Genomic DNA, 17,130 nt, shown 5'->3' on the forward strand with positions numbered 1-17,130 from the left:
CAATGACAGCAACCGCGGACGGCAGGCTCGAACCACAGTACGATCCTGAGCCCGCCGCGGAGAGCACCACAGAGGAGGCTGAGCGGGACATCCCCGCCTCAGCGACAAGCACCGCCGACCTCGCCGCCGGAACACTTGAGCGAGCAGTCGACCATCTGCTCGGACTGCAGGACAGTGCCGGATGGTGGAAGGGCAACCTGGAGACGAACGTCACCATGGACGCCGAGGACCTGCTGCTGCGCCAGTTCCTCGGCATCCGGACCCCCGAGCAGAGCCGCGCCACCGGCGACTGGATCCGCTCGCAGCAGCAGCCGGACGGCACCTGGGCCACCTTCTACGGCGGCCCCCCGGAGCTGTCCACCACCGTCGAGGCGTACGTCGCGCTCAAGCTCGTCGGCGACGACCCGCAGGCCCCGCACATGCGGCGGGCCGCCGCGTACATTCGGGAGCAGGGCGGGATCGCTGCCTCCCGGGTGTTCACCCGGATCTGGCTGGCCCTGTTCGGCTGGTGGCCCTGGGACCGGCTGCCGGAGCTGCCGCCGGAGATCATCTTCCTGCCCCGGCAGGTCCCGCTGAACATCTACTCGTTCGGCTGCTGGGCGCGGCAGACCATCGTCCCGCTCACCGTGGTGTCGGCGCACCGCCCGGTCCGCCCGGCCCCGTTCGACTTGACCGAGCTGCACAGCGACCCGGCCGACCCGTACCCCAGCCGGCCCTTCTCGGCCCCGTACACCTGGGACGGCGTCTTCGAGCGGCTCGACCGGCTGCTCCACCTCTACCACCGGCTGCCGGTGCAGCCGCTGCGGAAGAACGCGCTGCAGCAGGCCGCCCGCTGGATCATCGACCGGCAGGAGGCCGACGGCTGCTGGGGCGGCATCCAACCGCCCGCCGTCTACTCGCTGATCGCCCTGCACCTGCTCGGGTACGAGCTCGACCACCCGGTGATGAAGGCCGGCCTGGCCGCCTTCGACAGCTTCACCGTCCACACCGACGAGGGCCACCGCTGGATCGAGGCATGCCAGTCCCCGGTCTGGGACACCTGCCTGGCCGCCATCGCCCTCAGCGACGCCGGTCTGCCCCGGGACCATCCAGCCCTGGTCCGGGCCGCCGACTGGATGCTGGACGAGGAGATCACCAAGCGCGGCGACTGGGCCGTGCAGCGCCCCAAGCTCGCCGCCGGCGGCTGGGCGTTCGAGTTCGACAACGACAACTACCCGGACATCGACGACACCGCCGAGGTCGTGCTGGCCCTGCGCCGGGTGGCCCACCCCGACCCCGCGCGGGTCGACGCCGCCGTCGCCCGCGGCATCGAGTGGACGCTGGGCATGCAGTCCAAGAACGGCGCCTGGGCCGCCTTCGACGTCGACAACACCAGCACCCTGCCGAACAAACTGCCGTTCTGCGACTTCGGCGAGGTCATCGACCCCCCTCGGCCGACGTCACCGCACACGTGGTGGAGATGGCCGCCGGCGCGGGCCTGGCCGCGGACCCGCGGATCCGGCGCGGCATCGACTGGCTGCTGCGCGAGCAGGAGGAGGACGGCTCCTGGTTCGGCCGCTGGGGCACCAACTACATCTACGGCGTCGGCTCGGTACTGCCCGCGCTGGCCGAGGCGGGCATCCCCGGATCGCACCCGGCCGTCCGCCGCGCCGTGCGCTGGCTGGAGCAGCACCAGAACGCCGACGGCGGCTGGGGCGAGGACATGCGCTCCTACAGCGACCGCAGCTGGGCCGGGCGGGGCACCTCCACCGCCTCGCAGACCGCCTGGGCGCTGATGGCGCTGCTGGCGGCGGGGGAGAGCGGCAGCGCCGTCGACCGGGGCGTGCGCTGGCTGGCCGCGACCCAGCTGCCGGAGGGCACCTGGGACGAGCCGGAGTTCACCGGCACCGGCTTCCCCTGGGACTTCTCCATCAACTACAACCTGTACCGGCTGGTCTTCCCGGTGACCGCGCTCGGCCGGTACCTGAACGGGCGGCCGCGGGGATGACCGCCGCACCGCAGGGCCCGCTGCTGCTCGCCTGTGCCCTGGGCGCCGAGCAGTGGGCGCTGCGGCGCGCCGCCCGGACCGGCGGGGTCCGGCTGCTGCGCACCGGCATGGGTGCGCGGCGGGCCGGACAGTCCGTCAGCAGCGCCCTGGCGCAGGGGGCGCACGCCCCCCGCGCGCTGGTCTTCACGGGCTTCGGCGCGGCTGTGGGGCCCGGAATAAATCCCGGAGACCTGGTCGTTGCCACCGAGGTGCGCGATACCGTGGGCGGACCGGTCGAACTCCCGGACTGCGCCGCGCTCGCCGACAGCCTGCAACGCGCCGGCCTGACCGTGCACTCCGGTCCCCTCCACACCTCCGAGCGCGTCGTCCGCGGCGCGCAGCGGCACACCCTGCACCGCGACGGCGTCCTGTGTGTCGACATGGAGACCGCCGCCGCCCTGCACCGGCTCCCGCCGGGGCTCCCCGCGGCAGCCGTCCGCGTCGTCGTCGACACCCCGGATCAGGAGCTGCTGCGCCCCGGCACCCTCGTCCACGGCCTGCGGGCCTGGCGGGCGCTGCGCGCCGCCGCGCCCGTGCTCGCCGCCTGGACGCCCTAGCCGCCCGCCCGTCGGCCGCCGGTACGTCACCTCCGCACCACGTACTCCGCACCCGCATCAGAAAGGACCGGTGCCCGTCATGACCGCGATCCCGCTGGGAATGCCGTCCGCTCCGCTCAAGCCGCTCGCTGTGCGGCGGAAGAGTCGTCAGATCATGGTCGGCAGTGTGCCGGTGGGTGGGGATGCGCCGATCTCGGTGCAGTCGATGACGACGACGTTGACCTCGGATGTCAATGCGACGTTGCAGCAGATCGCGGAGCTGACGGCGTCGGGGTGCCAGATCGTGCGGGTGGCGTGTCCCTCGCAGGACGATGCGGATGCGTTGGCGACGATTGCGCGCAAGTCGCAGATCCCGGTGATCGCGGACATTCACTTCCAGCCGAAGTACGTGTTCGCGGCGATCGACGCGGGGTGTGCGGCGGTGCGGGTGAATCCGGGGAACATCCGGCAGTTCGACGACAAGGTGAAGGAGATCGCCAAGGCGGCGTCGGATGCGGGGGTGCCGATCCGGATCGGGGTGAATGCGGGGTCGTTGGACCGGCGGTTGCTGGAGAAGTACGGGAAGGCGACGCCGGAGGCGTTGGTGGAGTCGGCGCTGTGGGAGTGCTCGTTGTTCGAGGAGCACGGGTTCCGGGACATCAAGATCTCGGTGAAGCACAACGATCCGGTGGTGATGATCGCGGCGTACCGGTTGCTGGCGGCGTCGTGCGACTATCCGCTGCACCTGGGGGTGACCGAGGCGGGTCCGGCGTTCCAGGGGACGATCAAGTCGGCGGTGGCGTTCGGGGCGCTGCTGGCGGAGGGGATCGGGGACACGATCCGGGTGTCGCTGTCGGCTCCGCCGGCGGAGGAGATCAAGGTGGGGAACCAGATCCTGGAGTCGTTGAACCTGCGGCAGCGGGGGTTGGAGATCGTGTCGTGCCCGTCGTGCGGGCGGGCGCAGGTGGATGTGTACAAGCTGGCGGAGGAGGTCACTGCGGGGCTTGAGGGGATGGAGGTGCCGTTGCGGGTGGCGGTGATGGGCTGTGTGGTGAACGGTCCGGGTGAGGCGCGGGAGGCGGATCTGGGGGTGGCGTCGGGCAACGGCAAGGGGCAGATCTTCGTCAAGGGCGAGGTGGTCAAGACCGTGCCCGAGTCCAAGATCGTGGAGACGCTGATCGAGGAGGCGCTCAAGCTGGCAGAAACGATTCAGGCGACCGGAGCCGCCCCCGGCGCCCCGACCGTCGACGTCGGCTGACCCGTCCGGCCCACCCCCACCAGCCAACCGCCCCCCCGTGGAACGAAGGTGATCCCATGTCCCTCCTGGAGTCCATCCACGACCCAGCCGATCTGCGCGGGCTGGCCGCCGACCAGCTGCCCCTCCTGGCCGAGGAGATCCGCGACTTCCTGATCGAGGCTGTCACCCGCACGGGCGGCCACCTCGGCCCCAACCTGGGCGTGGTCGAGCTGACCATCGCGCTGCACCGGGTCTTCGACTCCCCGAAGGACCGCATCCTCTTCGACACCGGCCACCAGAGCTACGTGCACAAGCTGCTCACCGGCCGGCAGGACTTCACCCGGCTGAAGTCCCGCGGCGGCCTGTCCGGCTACCCCTCCCGGGCCGAGTCCGAGCACGACGTGATCGAGAACTCGCACGCCTCCACCGTGCTCGGCTACGCCGACGGCCTGGCCAAGGCCAACGAGATCCAGGGCCTGGACGACCGGCACGTGGTCGCCGTCATCGGCGACGGCGCGCTGACCGGCGGCATGGCCTGGGAGGCGCTGAACAACATCGCCGAGGCCCAGGACCGCCCGGTGATCATCGTCGTCAACGACAACGAGCGCTCCTACGCCCCCACCATCGGCGGCCTGGCCACCCACCTGGCCACGCTGCGCACCACCCAGGGCTACGAGCGCTTCCTGTCCTGGGGCAAGGAGGCCCTGCAACGCACCCCCGGCGTCGGCGCGCCGCTCTACGACGCCCTGCACGGCGCCAAGAAGGGCTTCAAGGACGCCTTCGCCCCGCAGGGCATGTTCGAGGACCTCGGCCTGAAGTACCTGGGCCCGATCGACGGCCACGACGAGCAGGCCGTCGAGTCCGCGCTGCGCCGGGCCAGGGGCTTCGGCGGCCCGGTCATCGTCCACTGCCTCACCGAGAAGGGCCGCGGCTACCGCCCGGCCGAACTCGACGAGGCCGACCACTTCCACCAGGTCGGCGCCATCGACCCGGTCACCTGCGAACCCCTGCAGCCGGTCGGCGGCACCTCCTGGACCTCGGTGTTCGGCAGCGAGCTGGTCGAGCTGGCGCGCGAGCGCCCCGACGTCGTCGCCATCACCGCCGCCATGCTCCAGCCGGTCGGCCTCGGCCGCTTCGCCCGCGAGTTCCCGGAGCGGATCTTCGACGTGGGCATCGCCGAGCAGCACGCCGTGGTGAGCGCGGCCGGGCTGGCCACCGGCGGGCTGCACCCGGTGGTGGCGGTCTACGCGACCTTCCTGAACCGGGCCTTCGACCAGGTGCTGATGGACGTGGCACTGCACCGCTGCGGCGTCACCTTCGTCCTGGACCGGGCCGGGGTCACCGGCACCGACGGCGCCAGCCACAACGGCATGTGGGACATGTCCGTCCTGCAGGTCGTCCCCGGCCTGCGGCTGGCCGCCCCGCGCGACGCCGACCAGCTCCGCGCCCAGCTGCGCGAGGCCCTGGACGTCGACGACGCGCCCACCGTGCTGCGCTTCCCCAAGGCCGTGGTCGGCCCGCCGATCCCCGCCGTGGAGAGCATCGGCGGAGTGGACGTGCTGCTGCGCACCGCCGGGCCCGGCATCGCCCCGGACGTGCTGCTGGTGGCCGTCGGCACCATGGCCCCCGCCTGCCTGGACGCCGCCGCGCTGCTCACCGCGCACGGGCTGACCGCCACCGTGGCCGATCCGCGCTGGGTCAAGCCGGTCCCGGCGGCGCTGACCGGGCTGGCCGCCCGGCACCGGCTGGTGGTCACGGTCGAGGACAACGGACGCGTCGGCGGCGTCGGCACGGCGGTGGCCCAGGCCCTGCGCGACGCCGACATCGACGTACCGACACGGGAGCTGGGGATTCCGCAGGAGTTCCTGGCCCACGCCGCCCGGGGTGAGATCCTGGACGACATCGGCCTCACCGGCCCCGGCATCGCCGCGCAGACCGCGGGCTTCGCCAAGGCGGTCGGACGGGTGGGGCCGGGCACTGATCAGGCGTCGGCCGTGCACAGCGGCTTCGGAGGAGGGGAACCAGCGTGACCATCGACACGCCCGGTACGGCGGCCAGGCCCGGTCCGGACGCGGGCGCCGCAGCGCCGGACGCGGGCACCGCAGCGGCGGGCGCCGGCTTCGACGTGCAGGCCCTGCTGGCCGAGCGCGGCGCCGAGCGCTACCAGCTGCACAGCCGGTACCTCAACCACCAGCTGCCGCGGATGCTGCACACCATCGGCTTCGACAAGGTCTACGAGCGCGCCGAGGGGGCGTACTTCTACGACGCCGAGGGCAACGACTACCTCGACATGCTGGCCGGCTTCGGCATCTTCGCGCTCGGACGCCACCACCCGGTCGTCCGCGGCGCGCTGCACCAGGTCATGGACCTGGAGCTGGCCGACCTCACCCGCTTCGACTGCCAGCCGCTGCCCGGGCTGCTGGCCGAGAAGCTGCTGGCGCACGCCCCCGGCCTGGACCGGGTGTTCTTCGGCAACAGCGGCACCGAGGCGGTCGAGACCGCGCTGAAGTTCGCCCGCTACGCCACCGGCAGGCGCCGGGTGCTCTACTGCGACCACGGCTTCCACGGGCTGACCACCGGCTCGCTCTCGGTCAACGGCGAGGAGGGCTTCCGCAAGGGCTTCGCCCCGCTGCTGCCGGACACCCAGCTGCCCTTCGGCGACCTGGAGGCGCTGGAGCGCGAGCTGAAGCGCGGGGACGTCGCCGCGCTGATCGTCGAGTCGATCCAGGGCAAGGGCGTCCACGCCACCCCGCCCGGCTATCTGAAGGCCGCGCAGGAGCTGCTGCACCGGCACAAGGCGCTGCTCATCGCCGACGAGGTGCAGACCGGCATCGGCCGCACCGGCGACTTCCTCGCCTACCAGAACGAACCGGGCGTGGAGCCCGACCTGGTGTGCGTCGCCAAGGCGCTCTCCGGCGGCTACGTGCCGATCGGGGCGACCCTGGGCAAGGCGTGGATCTTCGAGAAGGTGTACTCCTCGATGGACCGGGTGCTGGTGCACTCCGCCAGCTTCGGCTCCAACGCCCAGGCCATGACCGCGGGCCTGGCCACGCTGCACGTGATGGAGAACGAGCAGGTGGTGGCCAACGCCCGGCGGGTCGGCGACCTGTTCCGGGGCAGGCTCGCCGAGCTGATGCCCAAGTACGAGATGCTGGCCGACGTGCGCGGGCGCGGGCTGATGATCGGCATCGAGTTCGGCCGCCCGCAGTCGCTGAAGCTGCGTACCGGCTGGGCCGCGCTGCAGGCCGCCCGCAAGGGCCTGTTCGCGCAGATGGTGGTGGTGCCGCTGCTCCAGCGGCACAGGATCCTCACCCAGGTCTCGGGCGACTTCCTGGAGGTCATCAAGCTGATCCCGCCGCTGACCATCGGCGAGGCCGAGGTGGACCGCTTCGTGGACGCCTTCACCGAGGTGATGGACGAGGCCCACAGCGGCACCGGGCTGATGCGCGACTTCGGCAAGACGCTGATCAAGCAGGCCGTGGCCAACCGCTAGCGGCCACCGCCGGGGCTGCCCCCGGCCCGCCGCGCCCTCCGCCCGGGGCGCGGCCGGGCCGGTCAGATCTCCAGGTGCTCCTCGATGCGGCGGATCTGGTGCCGGGCCATGGCCAGGTTGGCGCGCTGCCGGTCCAGCACCAGGTACAGGAAGATGCCCTTGCTGGTGTGGTGGGTCAGCGGCCGGATCAGGTGGTATTGCGCGGTGAGGGTGATCAGTATGTCCTCGATGGTCTCGTTGTGGAGATTGAGCATCTCCATGGTGCGCATCTTGGCCCGGACCACGTCGGTGTTCCCGGCGGCGGCGACGTTGAGGTCCAGTTCGTTGGACGAGCCGAGGGTGCCGAGGGCCAGGCCGCTGCTGTAGTCGACCAGGGCGACGCCCACCGCCCCCTCGATCGCCATGGTCTCCTTGAGCGCGGTCTCCATGTTTGCCATCCGGGCGTCCTCTCGAACGGGATCCGGCAGCGGGGCCCTTGTCGGCCGCTGCACTGCTGCCGACAGTAGGTTCCGTGGACGACGTATCAGGCCACTTGGACGGAAGTGATCGGAGCACCGTAAGAGAAGCCTGCGAAACGATCGGAAATGACCATCTGGTGATCGTTCGATGTCCATTCGACGCCTGTCCGCTCGGATGAGAACCCTCTTATAGGCGTATCGCGGCAGCCGAATGCAGTCGCGCGGCCAGCACAGAGCGGTTTCGAAGGCCAGAAGCGGGGCAGGCGGTCCCGATTGGTCCGCTGTCGGGCCCGACAGGCGGGATCCGGCCGCATGGGACCGGTCCCGCCGGTGAATCTCCGGGCACTGATCGAGAGTGGTCGTCTTTCAAACGTGAGGAACGTTACAGCTCATCCGCGCGGTGGCTTGCCGGCCCGGCCCGCGGTGGCCCGGGCGCCGGTCGCGCCGGCCGGGCGCGGAACCCTGGTCGCCCCCGCCGGAGCGGCGCCGCGGACGACGGCCGGGCGTGTGCCCTTCCCGGCGGCCGGGGCAGCCGTGGCGGCCCTGGCGGGCCGGGGCACCGGGGCAGCGGCGACCGCCCGCGCCGGGGCGGCGACGGGCGCCTTGCGGCCCGGCGCGACCGGCCCGGCCGTGGCGCCGAACAGGTCCGAGGGCCGGAACAGGTCGGCGGGGCGGAACGCGCGCAGTCGGGCGGCCAGCGCCTGCCGGTCCGCCCAGGCGGCCTGCATCCGTTCGTCGGCGCTGACGATGACCGGCTCGAACAGCGGCAGCGCCAGCAGCACCAGGGCTCCGGCGGCCCACCCGGCGAGCACGTCGCTGACCCAGTGCGTGCCCAGGTAGAGCGTGGTCAGCCCGATGGTGACGCCCATGAAGCCGGCCACCACGCCGCCGAAGCGGCGCCAGCGGGAGGCCAGGTATGCCAGGATTCCCCAGGTCACGACCGCATTGGCGGTGTGCCCCGAGGGAAATATGCCGCCGCCCAGGAACAGCTCGCTCGATCCGGCGACGTGTGCGTAGTGCGGGCCCAGCCGACCCATGCCGATCTTGACGGCGCCCACCGACATGTTCAGCAGCACCAGGGCGACGCCCAGCGCCAGCAGCGGACGCCAGCTCCTGGTCCGCCAGCAGCGCCAGGTGAGCCAGGCCGAGACGACGATCGCGGAGGGGCCGCGCTGGCCGGCGATGACGTAGATGTTCATGAACTGCTGGATGCCCGGCCAGTGTTGGTAGGGCTTGAACATCATCACCGACCAGTCGACCGCCACCAGCCGGGAGGTCGTGAGCACCGCGATGATCACCGCGAGGTAGAAGGCGGCGGTGGAGGCGATGAGGGCCTTGTGGGCGCGGCTCAGCGGCGGCCACCGGTGTTCCCGCCCGGTCGGCTGCCTTGTCGCTGTCGTCTGCGGACGCTCTAGTAGGGCGACCTCATTCCTCTGGTTACGCACCCCTTCGACGTTACAGGGTGGGTCGGATGTGACCGGTGCGCAGAGCGCATTCGTAATGACGATGTGACCTGGCTGATTGTAAGTTCGATATAAGTACTCCCCACGTGCCGTGATGCGGTTTGTATATGCGTCAGATCTGTGTCTGCAGGCAGATCCCGAAGGCTGAGACAGGGCCCGGCCTGGCCGTATTGCGGGTACTTGTCATGCCTTGTCCGAATCGTCGGTGCGGTAAGAATTCCATGAGATGTGGCGCTGTGACGATTATTCGAATATCCCGTCGAGTGGCCCCCGAATCGGCCGGGGGATAAGCGTCCGGCCATTGCCCGCTCGCAGGAGTATTCAATTTCCGGCATTGGCAATTCAGTCCGGCCGCGCAGCCCGCCGACCGGCTCCGAGGGGCTCCCGGCGGGGCCCGCGCCCCCGCGGATCCGCGGGCGAACACCCGTGCGGCGCCAGAGGCGTCAACGGCTCAGCGCTTGCGCCACTCTTCCGGGGTGGGCGTCCGGTTGACGGGGCGCCCCTGCAGCCGGGCCAGCTCCCGCATGTCGCGCTTGGTCGGGCGCCCCGCGCCCCGGTCGCGGACCCCGGCCACGGCCAGCTCCTCGCGCGGGGGCGGCGGCGGACTGTGGTCGACGAAGCACTCCGCCGCGACCGGCGCACCGACCCGCTTGCGGAGCACCCGCGAGACGACCACCACCAGCTCGCGTCCCCCCGCGCGCAGTCGCACCTCGTCCCCGGGCCGCACCGGCGCGGCCGGCTTGGCCCGCGTCCCGTTCACCCGCACATGCCCGCCCCGACAGGCGGCCGCCGCCTCCGCCCGGGTCTTGGTCAGGCGCACGGCCCAGATCCAGGCATCGACGCGAACACTCGTCTCCTCCACGGCAGCCATGCCCCGACCCTAACGCCCGAACCGCGCCAGGCAGTGCCGGATGCCCGGGAAGGGCGACGGAGGGGCGGGGGTCCGCGGCGCGGGTGGGGGGCCGGGCCGCGGACCGGTCGGGAGGGGTTAGTCGAGCGGGCCGCCGGCGACGTAGACGACCTGGCCGGAGACGAAACCCGCGCCCTCGCTGACCAGGAAGGAGACGGTGTGGGCGATGTCCTCGGGGACGCCAACCCGGGCGACCGGGATCTGGGTGGCGGCGGCGGCCTTGAAGTCCTCGAAGTCCATGCCCACCCGGGCGGCGGTGGCCGCGGTCATGTCGGTGGCGATGAAGCCCGGGGCCACTGCGTTGGCGGTGACGCCGAACTTGCCCAGCTCCTTGGCCAGGGTCTTGGTGAAGCCCTGCAGGCCGGCCTTGGCGGCGGAGTAGTTGGCCTGGCCCCGGTTGCCCAGCGCCGAGGAGGAGGAGAGGTTGACGATGCGGCCGTAGCCGGCGTCCACCATGTGCTTCTGGACCGCCTTGGACATCAGGAAGGCGCCCTTGAGGTGGACGCTCATCACCGTGTCCCAGTCCAGCTCGGACATCTTGAACAGCAGGTTGTCGCGCAGCACGCCGGCGTTGTTGACCAGCACGGTGGGCGCGCCCAGCTCGGCGGCGATCCGCTCGACGGCGGCGGCCACCTGTTCGGCGTTGCTGACGTCCGCGCCGACCGCGAGCGCCCGGCCGCCGGCGGCGGTGATCTTCTCGACGGTGTCCTTGCCCGCCGACTCCTCCAGGTCCACCACGGCCACGGCGAAGCCGTCGGCGGCGAGGCGGATCGCGGTGGCGGCGCCGATGCCGCGCGCCGCGCCGGTGACGATGGCTACGCGAGGGGTCTGGTCAGTCATGGCTGGTGTCGTTCCTTTGCTCGGGGATGGGCCTGACGAAGGTGAGTGCGTTGCTGGCGTTGGTTGGTGACGCCACGTCAGGATACGGGCGGGGCGAGGTAGGGGCGCAGCTCGCGGCGGGCCAGCGAGCGCCGGTGGACCTCGTCCGGGCCGTCGGCGAAGCGCAGGGTGCGGGCGTTGGCCCACAGTTGGGCCAGTGGGAAGTCCTGCGAGACCCCGCCGCCGCCGTGTGCCTGGATGGCCTTGTCGAGGATCCACTCGACCGTGGACGGGGTGGCGATCTTGATGGCCTGGATCTCGGTGTGCGCGCCCTTGTTGCCGACGGTGTCCATCAGCCAGGCGGTCTTCAGCACCAGCAGCCGCAGCTGCTCGATCCGCACCCGGGACTCGGCGATCCACTCCTGCACCACACCCTGGTCGGCCAGCGGCTTGCCGAAGGCGGTGCGGGAGACGGCCCGGCGGCACATCAGCTCCAGGCCGCGCTCGGCCATGCCGATCAGCCGCATGCAGTGGTGGATGCGGCCGGGCCCGAGCCGGGCCTGGGCGATGGCGAAGCCTTCGCCCTCCCCGGCGATCAGGTGCGAGGCCGGCACCCGGACGTTGTCGAAGACGACCTCGGCGTGGCCGCCGTGCGGGCCGTCGGTGTAGCCGAAGACGTGCATGCCGCGGCGGACGTCCACGCCGGGGGTGTCCCGGGGCACCAGGATCATGCTCTGCTGCCGGTGCTTGGGGGCGTTCGGGTCGGTGCGGCCCATCACGATGAGGATCTCGCACTCCGGGCTCATCGCGCCGGACGACCACCACTTGCGTCCGTTGATCACGTACTCGTCGCCGTCGCGCTCGATGCGGGTGGCGATGTTGGCGGCGTCGGAGGAGGCGACCTCGGGCTCGGTCATGCAGAAGGCGGAGCGGATCTCGCCCTCCAGCAGCGGTTCGAGCCAGCGCTTCTGCTGCTCGGGGGTGCCGAACTCGGCCAGCACCTCCATGTTGCCGGTGTCCGGGGCGGCGCAGTTCAGCGCCTCGGGGGCGAGGAACGGGCTGTGCCCGGTGATCTCGGCGAGCGGGGCGTACTGCAGGTTGGTCAGCCCCGCGCCGTGCCCGGCGCTGGGCAGGCTGTGCTGGTCCACGAAGAACAGGTTCCACAGTCCGCGCCGGCGGGCCTCCGCCTTCAGTTCGGCCATCACCGGCAGCCGGGCCCACTCGTTGTCGGCGGACGCCGACTGCTCGGCGTGCACCGCCTCGGCCGGGTACACGTGCTCGTCCATGAAGGCGAGCAGCCGCTGCTGCAGCTCGCGGGTGCGCTCGTCGTACAGGAAGTCCATCAGTTGTTCCCTTCCAGCTTGAGCAGGGTCTCCAGGGAGGTGGCGACCAGCAGCGGCACCAGCGCGCCGATGTGGGCGAAGCCCTCGCCCACGGTCTTGCCCTGGGTGTAGCGGTAGTGGATGCCCTCGGAGATCACCGCGAGCTTGAACCCGGCGAAGGCGGTGTACCAGGGCAGCGGGGCCAGGTCCAGGCCGGTGCGGGCGGCGTACAGCTCGGCCAGTTCGTCCATCCGGGGGAATCCGGCGGCGGGGCTGACGGCCTGTGAGACCGGGTTGCCGGGGATCTCGCCGGTGATCTCCCAGTAGACCTTGAACAGTCCGAGGTCGGCCAGCGGGTCGCCGAGGGTCGCCATCTCCCAGTCCAGGACGGCGGCGACGCTGTCGTCCCCGGCGACGATGGCGTTGTCGAGGCGGTAGTCCCCGTGCACCACGGTGTTGCGCTGGGTGGCGGGCAGGTGGTCGGCCAGCCGCTGCTGCAGCTCGGCCATGCCCTCGATCTCGCGGCTGCGGGACGCCTCGAACTGCCGCAGCCAGCGGTCCAGTTGCCGCCGCAGGTAGCCCTCGGGGCGGCCGAAGTCGGCCAGGCCGACCGCCGCCGGGTCGATGCCGTGCAGGTCGGCCAGGACGTCGACCAGTGCGAAGGAGATGGCCCGGGCGCGTTCGGCGCCCAGCCCGGCGGAGTCCTCGGCGGTGCGGTAGACCGTGCCGGACACCTCGTCCATCACGTAGAAGGGCGCGCCCAGGACCTCCGGGTCGGTGCACAGCAGGTGGACGCCGGGGACCGGGACGCCGGTGCCGGCCAGCGCCGAGATCACCCGGTGCTCGCGGCCCATGTCGTGGGCGGTGGCCAGGACGTGCCCGAGCGGCGGGCGGCGCACCACCCAGCGGTGCGCGTCGTCGTGCAGCCGGTAGGTCAGGTTGGACTTGCCGCCGGAGATCAGCTCGGCCGCGAGCGTGCCCTCGACCATCCCCGGGCGGGCGCGGTCGAGGTACTCCCGCAGCCGGTCGAGGTCCAGGCCGGGCGGGTGCGGGGCGCCGGAAGGCCGGGGCCCGGCTTGCTCGGACATGCAGACCTCCTGGGGTCGTATGGGGCTGACTCGCCGTCGTCGTCGGCGGGGCCGTCGCCGCCACCATACCGACTGGTAGGTATGTCGGCTAGAGTGGACTGGGACACACCGGACCGCGGCGGGGCCGTACGGTGGGCGGCGGATCGACGGCGCAGCGGGGAAGAGGAAAGCACGTGGCGGCACCAGCGCGTAGAGCAGTCGGCAGCAGGCGCGGTCGCGCCACCGCCCGCGAGGCCGAACCGCCGGGCGGCACCACGCCGGGCGCCCCGGAGGGTGGCGCCGACGCCGCGGCGCCGGTCCAGGAGCGGCTGCTCGCCGCCGCCAGCAGGCTGTTCGCCGAGCGCGGGTTCGCGCTGACGTCCGTCCAGGAGATCGTCGAACACGCGGGCGTCACCAAGGGCGCCATGTACCACTACTTCACCTCCAAGGACGACCTGCTGCAGCAGATCTACACCCGGCTGCTGGCGCTCCAGTCGGTGCGGCTGGCCGCCATAGCCGACGAGGCGCGGCGGCCGGTCCGCGACCGGCTCCGCGACGCCGCGGCCGACGTGGTCGTCAGCACGCTGGAGCACCTGGACGACGCCATGGTGTCCTGGCGGTCCATGCACATGCTGCCGCCGGACCGGCTGGCCGCCGTCCGGGCCGACCGCAGGCGCTACCACGAGCGGTTCCGGGCGCTGATCGAGCAAGGGCAGGCGGAGGGCTCGCTGCGCTCCGATGTATCCCCGGACCTCGCCGCCCACCAGTTCTTCGGCGGCGTCCACCACCTCGGCAGCTGGTACCACGCCGACGGCGAACTGACGCCCGAATCCATCGGGGCGACCTTTGCCGACCTGTTGCTCAGGGGGCTCGCTGCCACGGATGCGAACCTGTGAACGAACCGGGAATGCCCTGGTGAATCGGGCGTCGCGGCGCCAGGATCACGATTGGGCCGCAGGTCGCAGCGACGTATCTAGTTGAACCCGGCACTTTGTATAGTGTGCGCCAGCAGCCGTCGGCTGCTCGGCGATTTGTCCCCTCACGCGCGGCCTCCCACAGGGCACGCGTGCAGCGGGAGCGCCGCTGCCACTGCCGTGCCATCCCTCCCGCAAGGGCAGCCGTGAGGGCTCAGACAGGACGGTTCAATGATGCTGGGGGAGATCGACATGACGGGTGTACCACTCCGCCTCTCCCAGTCACCGGGACAGCTGATCCGGATCGCACAGCAGGTCCACACACGCCTGTGGACCGAGCACGTCGGCACCGAGCTGACCGCTCCGCAGTACGCCGCACTGGTCGCGCTCGCCGTGGAACCCGGCGCCGACCAGCGGACGGTGGGGGAGCGGGCGTCGCTGGACAAGGCGACCATGGCCGAGATGGTCGGTCGCCTGGTGCGGCGCGGCCTGGTGCTGCGCAGACGCGACCCGGCCGACGGCCGCCGCAAGCTGCTCACTCTCTCCCCGGCCGGCAACCAGCTGCTGCAGCAGGTCTCGCCGCGGGTGGCGAGCGTGCAGCGGCAACTGCTCGAACCGCTGGACGAGACACAGCGCGTCGCGCTCATGTCCAGCCTCGGGAGGCTGGCGCGGATAGATCCGCTGGCTCTGGAGACTATGCAGGAGTCACGTCCCATTCTTGATGCGCCCAGGGTGGTCGGATATCTCATCCGGGTCGCCCAGCAGGTGCACACCCGGCTGTGGACCGAGCTGGTCCCGGGCGAGCTGACCGCGCCTCAGTTCGCGGTCCTGGACGCCCTGGCCGAGGAGCCGGGCATCGACCAGCGGACGGTGGGGGAGCGGGCGTCGCTGGACAAGGCGACCATGGCCGAGCTGATCAGCCGCCTGGTGCGACGCGGCCTGGTGCTGCGCAGACGCGACCCGGCCGACGGCCGCCGCAACCTGCTGGCCCTCTCCCCGGCCGGTACCGACCTGCTCGCCCAGGTCAGGGCGGGTGTCGACGGCGTCCAGCGGCAGCTGCTGGAGCCGCTGGACGAGGAGACCCGGGAGAGCGTGGTGGCGCTGCTCACGGTGATCGCCCGGCTGACCGCGCAGGACTGACCGCCCGGCTGCCGGATTTTGGCATGTGCCACTTTTCGGCGGGCTCCGCTCGCCCAACCCCGCCCGCCCAGGCGTCGGCCGTCCGTCGGTCGAACGCCGACGGGCGGGGGCCGGTGCGGTGTGCACAGAATGGTCCATGGCCAAGAAGAGCGACGCACCGGCCCCGCGCAGGGCCGGGCGTGTGACAGTGAGCCCCAGGCTCGTCGGCGGCGCCGTGATCGCCGCCCTGGCGGTCTGGTTCATCCTGATGAACACGGCCTCGGTGCGGATACACCTCTGGGGCATCTCGGTGGTGACCTCGCCGCTGTGGGTGGTGCTCGCGGTGATCCTGCTCGCCGGGATCCTGATCGGCTGGTTCCTGGTCCGCTACCGGGACGGCAGGCGCCGCCGCTGACCGGGGAGCGCGGTTCTGCGGGCGATCCGCCCGGACGGTTCCGCGGCGTCCGAGTGAGGCCCGCCACAGGGCCCGAGGCGTCGACTACGCCCGATAGTTGATCCACTTCCGGCGGGTGCTGGAAGCTTCAACCACTCCACGCCCGGGCGGAGTGCCCCGGGGCGGCGCCGCCCCGTCGCACCTGCTTATCCACAGCTCACAGGCGGCGCGCAGGAACGTCGCCGATTCTGCGGATTTCGTGGCCCGACCCGCTTTCGGGCGGGTAATCCGTCGCGTCGCACGGCTCGGCGTACGGTGTTCCACTACGGACCCCGATAGTAGACGGGGCTTTGGCCACGGCTGACCCGCCCGCTAAGAATGGCGGAGTCCCCAGCGACTGTCCGGCTCCGTGCGGCACCTGTCCCGCCGCACGGACCCAGCCGGCAGCTGCCGAGAGCCAGCCGATTGAGGTCCCTCCCATGCCCGCCCCCTCCCTGCGTGTGCGCAAGAGCACCGCCGCAGCCGTGGCCGCCGCCGCCGGTCTCGTGATTGCCGGCACCTTCGCCGTCGACTCCTCCGGCGCCGCCGACGCGGCCACCGCGACCAGCGCGTCCGCCGCCACCACGGCGCAGCCCGACGCCCTGGTGCAGTTCCAGCAGATGTCCGCCTCGGCCTCCGCGAGCGCCTCCGCCAAGGCCGCGGCCGACGCCTCGCAGATCACCGCGCAGCTCAACGCCACCAAGGACGCCGCCGCCAAGGCCGCCGCGCAGCAGGCCGCCGCCAGGAAGGCCGCCGCCGCGCAGCAGGCCGCCGAACAGAAGCAGGCCGCCGCCAGGGCCGCGTCCGCCAGGGCCGCCGCCGAGCACCAGGCCGCCGAGAAGCAGGCTGAGCACCGCGCCGCCGCCAGGAAGGCCGCCGCCGAGAAGGCCGCCACCCCCTCCGGCAGCCCCCGGCAGATCGCCGCCCAGCTGGTCCCGGCCGACCAGCTCGCCTCCTTCAGCGAGATCATCTCGCACGAGAGCGGCTGGAACCCCGAGGCCGTCAACGCCGGCTCCGGCGCCTACGGCCTGGGCCAGGCGCTGCCCGGCGACAAGATGGCCTCCATGGGATCCGACTGGCGCACCAACCCGGTCACGCAGATCAAGTGGGCGCTCGACTACATGGACAGCCGCTACGGCAGCCCCAACGCGGCCTGGTCGTTCTGGCAGGCGCACAACTGGTACTGACCCCCGCCAAGCACCCGCCGGGGCCGCCCCCGGGGCCGCCCGGGGAGCCCCCGGGAGTTGCCTCCGCCCTCTGGACAGATGACCGAGCGCGCTGCCACGATCTTGCCCACCAGTGAGACCGGGCGTCAGCAACCGCGCGCCCGCGC

At 71.9% G+C, this 17,130-nt stretch carries 14 protein-coding genes and 1 pseudogene; 9 read left to right on the forward strand and 6 right to left on the reverse strand.

Translation table 11 applies throughout. The features are described from left to right. Positions 1-2 precede the first annotated feature (2 nt). From shc to GXW83_RS12745, 5 genes and pseudogenes are all read left to right on the forward strand, one after another. Positions 3-1,978: pseudogene (gene shc, locus GXW83_RS12725) on the forward strand (squalene--hopene cyclase); the annotation flags it as partial. Between the two features lie 5 nt (positions 1,979-1,983). Beyond that, the gene (locus tag GXW83_RS12730; RefSeq protein WP_182443183.1) at positions 1,984-2,583 is read left to right on the forward strand and encodes a 1-hydroxy-2-methyl-2-butenyl 4-diphosphate reductase; all 600 of its coding nucleotides are present in this window, start codon (positions 1,984-1,986) and stop codon (positions 2,581-2,583) included. Positions 2,584-2,662: 79 nt separating this feature from the next. Further along, positions 2,663-3,820, forward strand: coding sequence for a flavodoxin-dependent (E)-4-hydroxy-3-methylbut-2-enyl-diphosphate synthase (gene ispG / locus GXW83_RS12735; RefSeq protein WP_182443184.1), 1,158 nt, complete (start codon positions 2,663-2,665; stop codon positions 3,818-3,820). Between the two features lie 56 nt (positions 3,821-3,876). Beyond that, the gene (gene dxs / locus GXW83_RS12740) at positions 3,877-5,829 is read left to right on the forward strand and encodes a 1-deoxy-D-xylulose-5-phosphate synthase (protein WP_182443185.1); all 1,953 of its coding nucleotides are present in this window, start codon (positions 3,877-3,879) and stop codon (positions 5,827-5,829) included. Between the two features lie 95 nt (positions 5,830-5,924). Continuing rightward, positions 5,925-7,292, forward strand: a complete 1,368-nt coding sequence (locus GXW83_RS12745) for an aspartate aminotransferase family protein (RefSeq protein WP_225447475.1) — start codon at positions 5,925-5,927, stop codon at positions 7,290-7,292. Between the two features lie 62 nt (positions 7,293-7,354). On the opposite strand, the gene GXW83_RS12750 is transcribed toward GXW83_RS12745, so the two are convergent. The 6 genes from GXW83_RS12750 to GXW83_RS12775 form a co-directional block, all read right to left on the reverse strand. Beyond that, on the reverse strand, positions 7,355-7,729 hold the full coding sequence (locus GXW83_RS12750; RefSeq protein WP_182443186.1) for a hypothetical protein: 375 nt from the start codon (positions 7,727-7,729) through the stop codon (positions 7,355-7,357). Between the two features lie 410 nt (positions 7,730-8,139). Then, positions 8,140-9,195 (reverse strand): phosphatase PAP2 family protein, encoded by a 1,056-nt coding sequence (locus tag GXW83_RS12755; protein ID WP_225446938.1) that lies wholly within the window; start codon positions 9,193-9,195, stop codon positions 8,140-8,142. 469 nt (positions 9,196-9,664) lie between these two features. Beyond that, positions 9,665-10,084, reverse strand: coding sequence for an RNA-binding S4 domain-containing protein (locus GXW83_RS12760; RefSeq protein ID WP_182443187.1), 420 nt, complete (start codon positions 10,082-10,084; stop codon positions 9,665-9,667). A gap of 117 nt (positions 10,085-10,201) precedes the next feature. Next, positions 10,202-10,963 (reverse strand): 3-oxoacyl-ACP reductase FabG, encoded by a 762-nt coding sequence (gene fabG / locus GXW83_RS12765; protein ID WP_182443188.1) that lies wholly within the window; start codon positions 10,961-10,963, stop codon positions 10,202-10,204. Between the two features lie 77 nt (positions 10,964-11,040). Then, entirely contained in the window at positions 11,041-12,285 is a 1,245-nt protein-coding gene (locus GXW83_RS12770; protein WP_182443189.1) for an acyl-CoA dehydrogenase family protein, read from the reverse strand. Continuing rightward, entirely contained in the window at positions 12,285-13,352 is a 1,068-nt protein-coding gene (locus GXW83_RS12775; RefSeq protein ID WP_182443190.1) for a phosphotransferase family protein, read from the reverse strand. Before GXW83_RS12775 ends, GXW83_RS12770 begins: the two co-directional genes overlap by 1 nt. Positions 13,353-13,525: 173 nt before the next feature. Here GXW83_RS12775 and GXW83_RS12780 point away from each other — a divergent pair, with 173 nt between their 5' ends. From GXW83_RS12780 to GXW83_RS12795, 4 genes are all read left to right on the forward strand, one after another. Further along, positions 13,526-14,227: a TetR/AcrR family transcriptional regulator gene (locus tag GXW83_RS12780; protein WP_182443191.1), complete on the forward strand. Its 702-nt coding sequence runs from the start codon at positions 13,526-13,528 to the stop codon at positions 14,225-14,227. 270 nt (positions 14,228-14,497) lie between these two features. Further along, positions 14,498-15,385, forward strand: coding sequence for a MarR family winged helix-turn-helix transcriptional regulator (locus GXW83_RS12785; RefSeq protein WP_182443192.1), 888 nt, complete (start codon positions 14,498-14,500; stop codon positions 15,383-15,385). Positions 15,386-15,521: 136 nt separating this feature from the next. After that, positions 15,522-15,779, forward strand: a complete 258-nt coding sequence (locus tag GXW83_RS12790; RefSeq protein WP_182443193.1) for a LapA family protein — start codon at positions 15,522-15,524, stop codon at positions 15,777-15,779. 458 nt (positions 15,780-16,237) lie between these two features. Beyond that, the gene (locus tag GXW83_RS12795; RefSeq protein WP_225446939.1) at positions 16,238-16,984 is read left to right on the forward strand and encodes a transglycosylase SLT domain-containing protein; all 747 of its coding nucleotides are present in this window, start codon (positions 16,238-16,240) and stop codon (positions 16,982-16,984) included. Positions 16,985-17,130: the final 146 nt, after the last annotated feature.

This window comes from Streptacidiphilus sp. PB12-B1b (assembly GCF_014084125.1).
In the GTDB taxonomy this organism is placed as follows: Bacteria; Actinomycetota; Actinomycetes; order Streptomycetales; family Streptomycetaceae; genus Streptacidiphilus.

What these genes read in the sequence shown, in the direction of transcription:
- GXW83_RS12760 (WP_182443187.1), bottom strand. Translation starts at nt 10,084, where the DNA reads ATGGCTGCCGTGGAGGAGACGAGTGTTCGCGTCGATGCCTGGATCTGG.
- GXW83_RS12750 (WP_182443186.1), bottom strand. Translation starts at nt 7,729, where the DNA reads ATGGCAAACATGGAGACCGCGCTCAAGGAGACCATGGCGATCGAGGGG.
- GXW83_RS12770 (WP_182443189.1), bottom strand. Translation starts at nt 12,285, where the DNA reads ATGGACTTCCTGTACGACGAGCGCACCCGCGAGCTGCAGCAGCGGCTG.
- dxs (WP_182443185.1), top strand. Translation starts at nt 3,877, where the DNA reads ATGTCCCTCCTGGAGTCCATCCACGACCCAGCCGATCTGCGCGGGCTG.
- fabG (WP_182443188.1), bottom strand. Translation starts at nt 10,963, where the DNA reads ATGACTGACCAGACCCCTCGCGTAGCCATCGTCACCGGCGCGGCGCGC.
- GXW83_RS12785 (WP_182443192.1), top strand. Translation starts at nt 14,498, where the DNA reads ATGACGGGTGTACCACTCCGCCTCTCCCAGTCACCGGGACAGCTGATC.
- ispG (WP_182443184.1), top strand. Translation starts at nt 2,663, where the DNA reads ATGACCGCGATCCCGCTGGGAATGCCGTCCGCTCCGCTCAAGCCGCTC.
- GXW83_RS12775 (WP_182443190.1), bottom strand. Translation starts at nt 13,352, where the DNA reads ATGTCCGAGCAAGCCGGGCCCCGGCCTTCCGGCGCCCCGCACCCGCCC.
- GXW83_RS12790 (WP_182443193.1), top strand. Translation starts at nt 15,522, where the DNA reads ATGGCCAAGAAGAGCGACGCACCGGCCCCGCGCAGGGCCGGGCGTGTG.
- GXW83_RS12795 (WP_225446939.1), top strand. Translation starts at nt 16,238, where the DNA reads ATGCCCGCCCCCTCCCTGCGTGTGCGCAAGAGCACCGCCGCAGCCGTG.
- GXW83_RS12730 (WP_182443183.1), top strand. Translation starts at nt 1,984, where the DNA reads ATGACCGCCGCACCGCAGGGCCCGCTGCTGCTCGCCTGTGCCCTGGGC.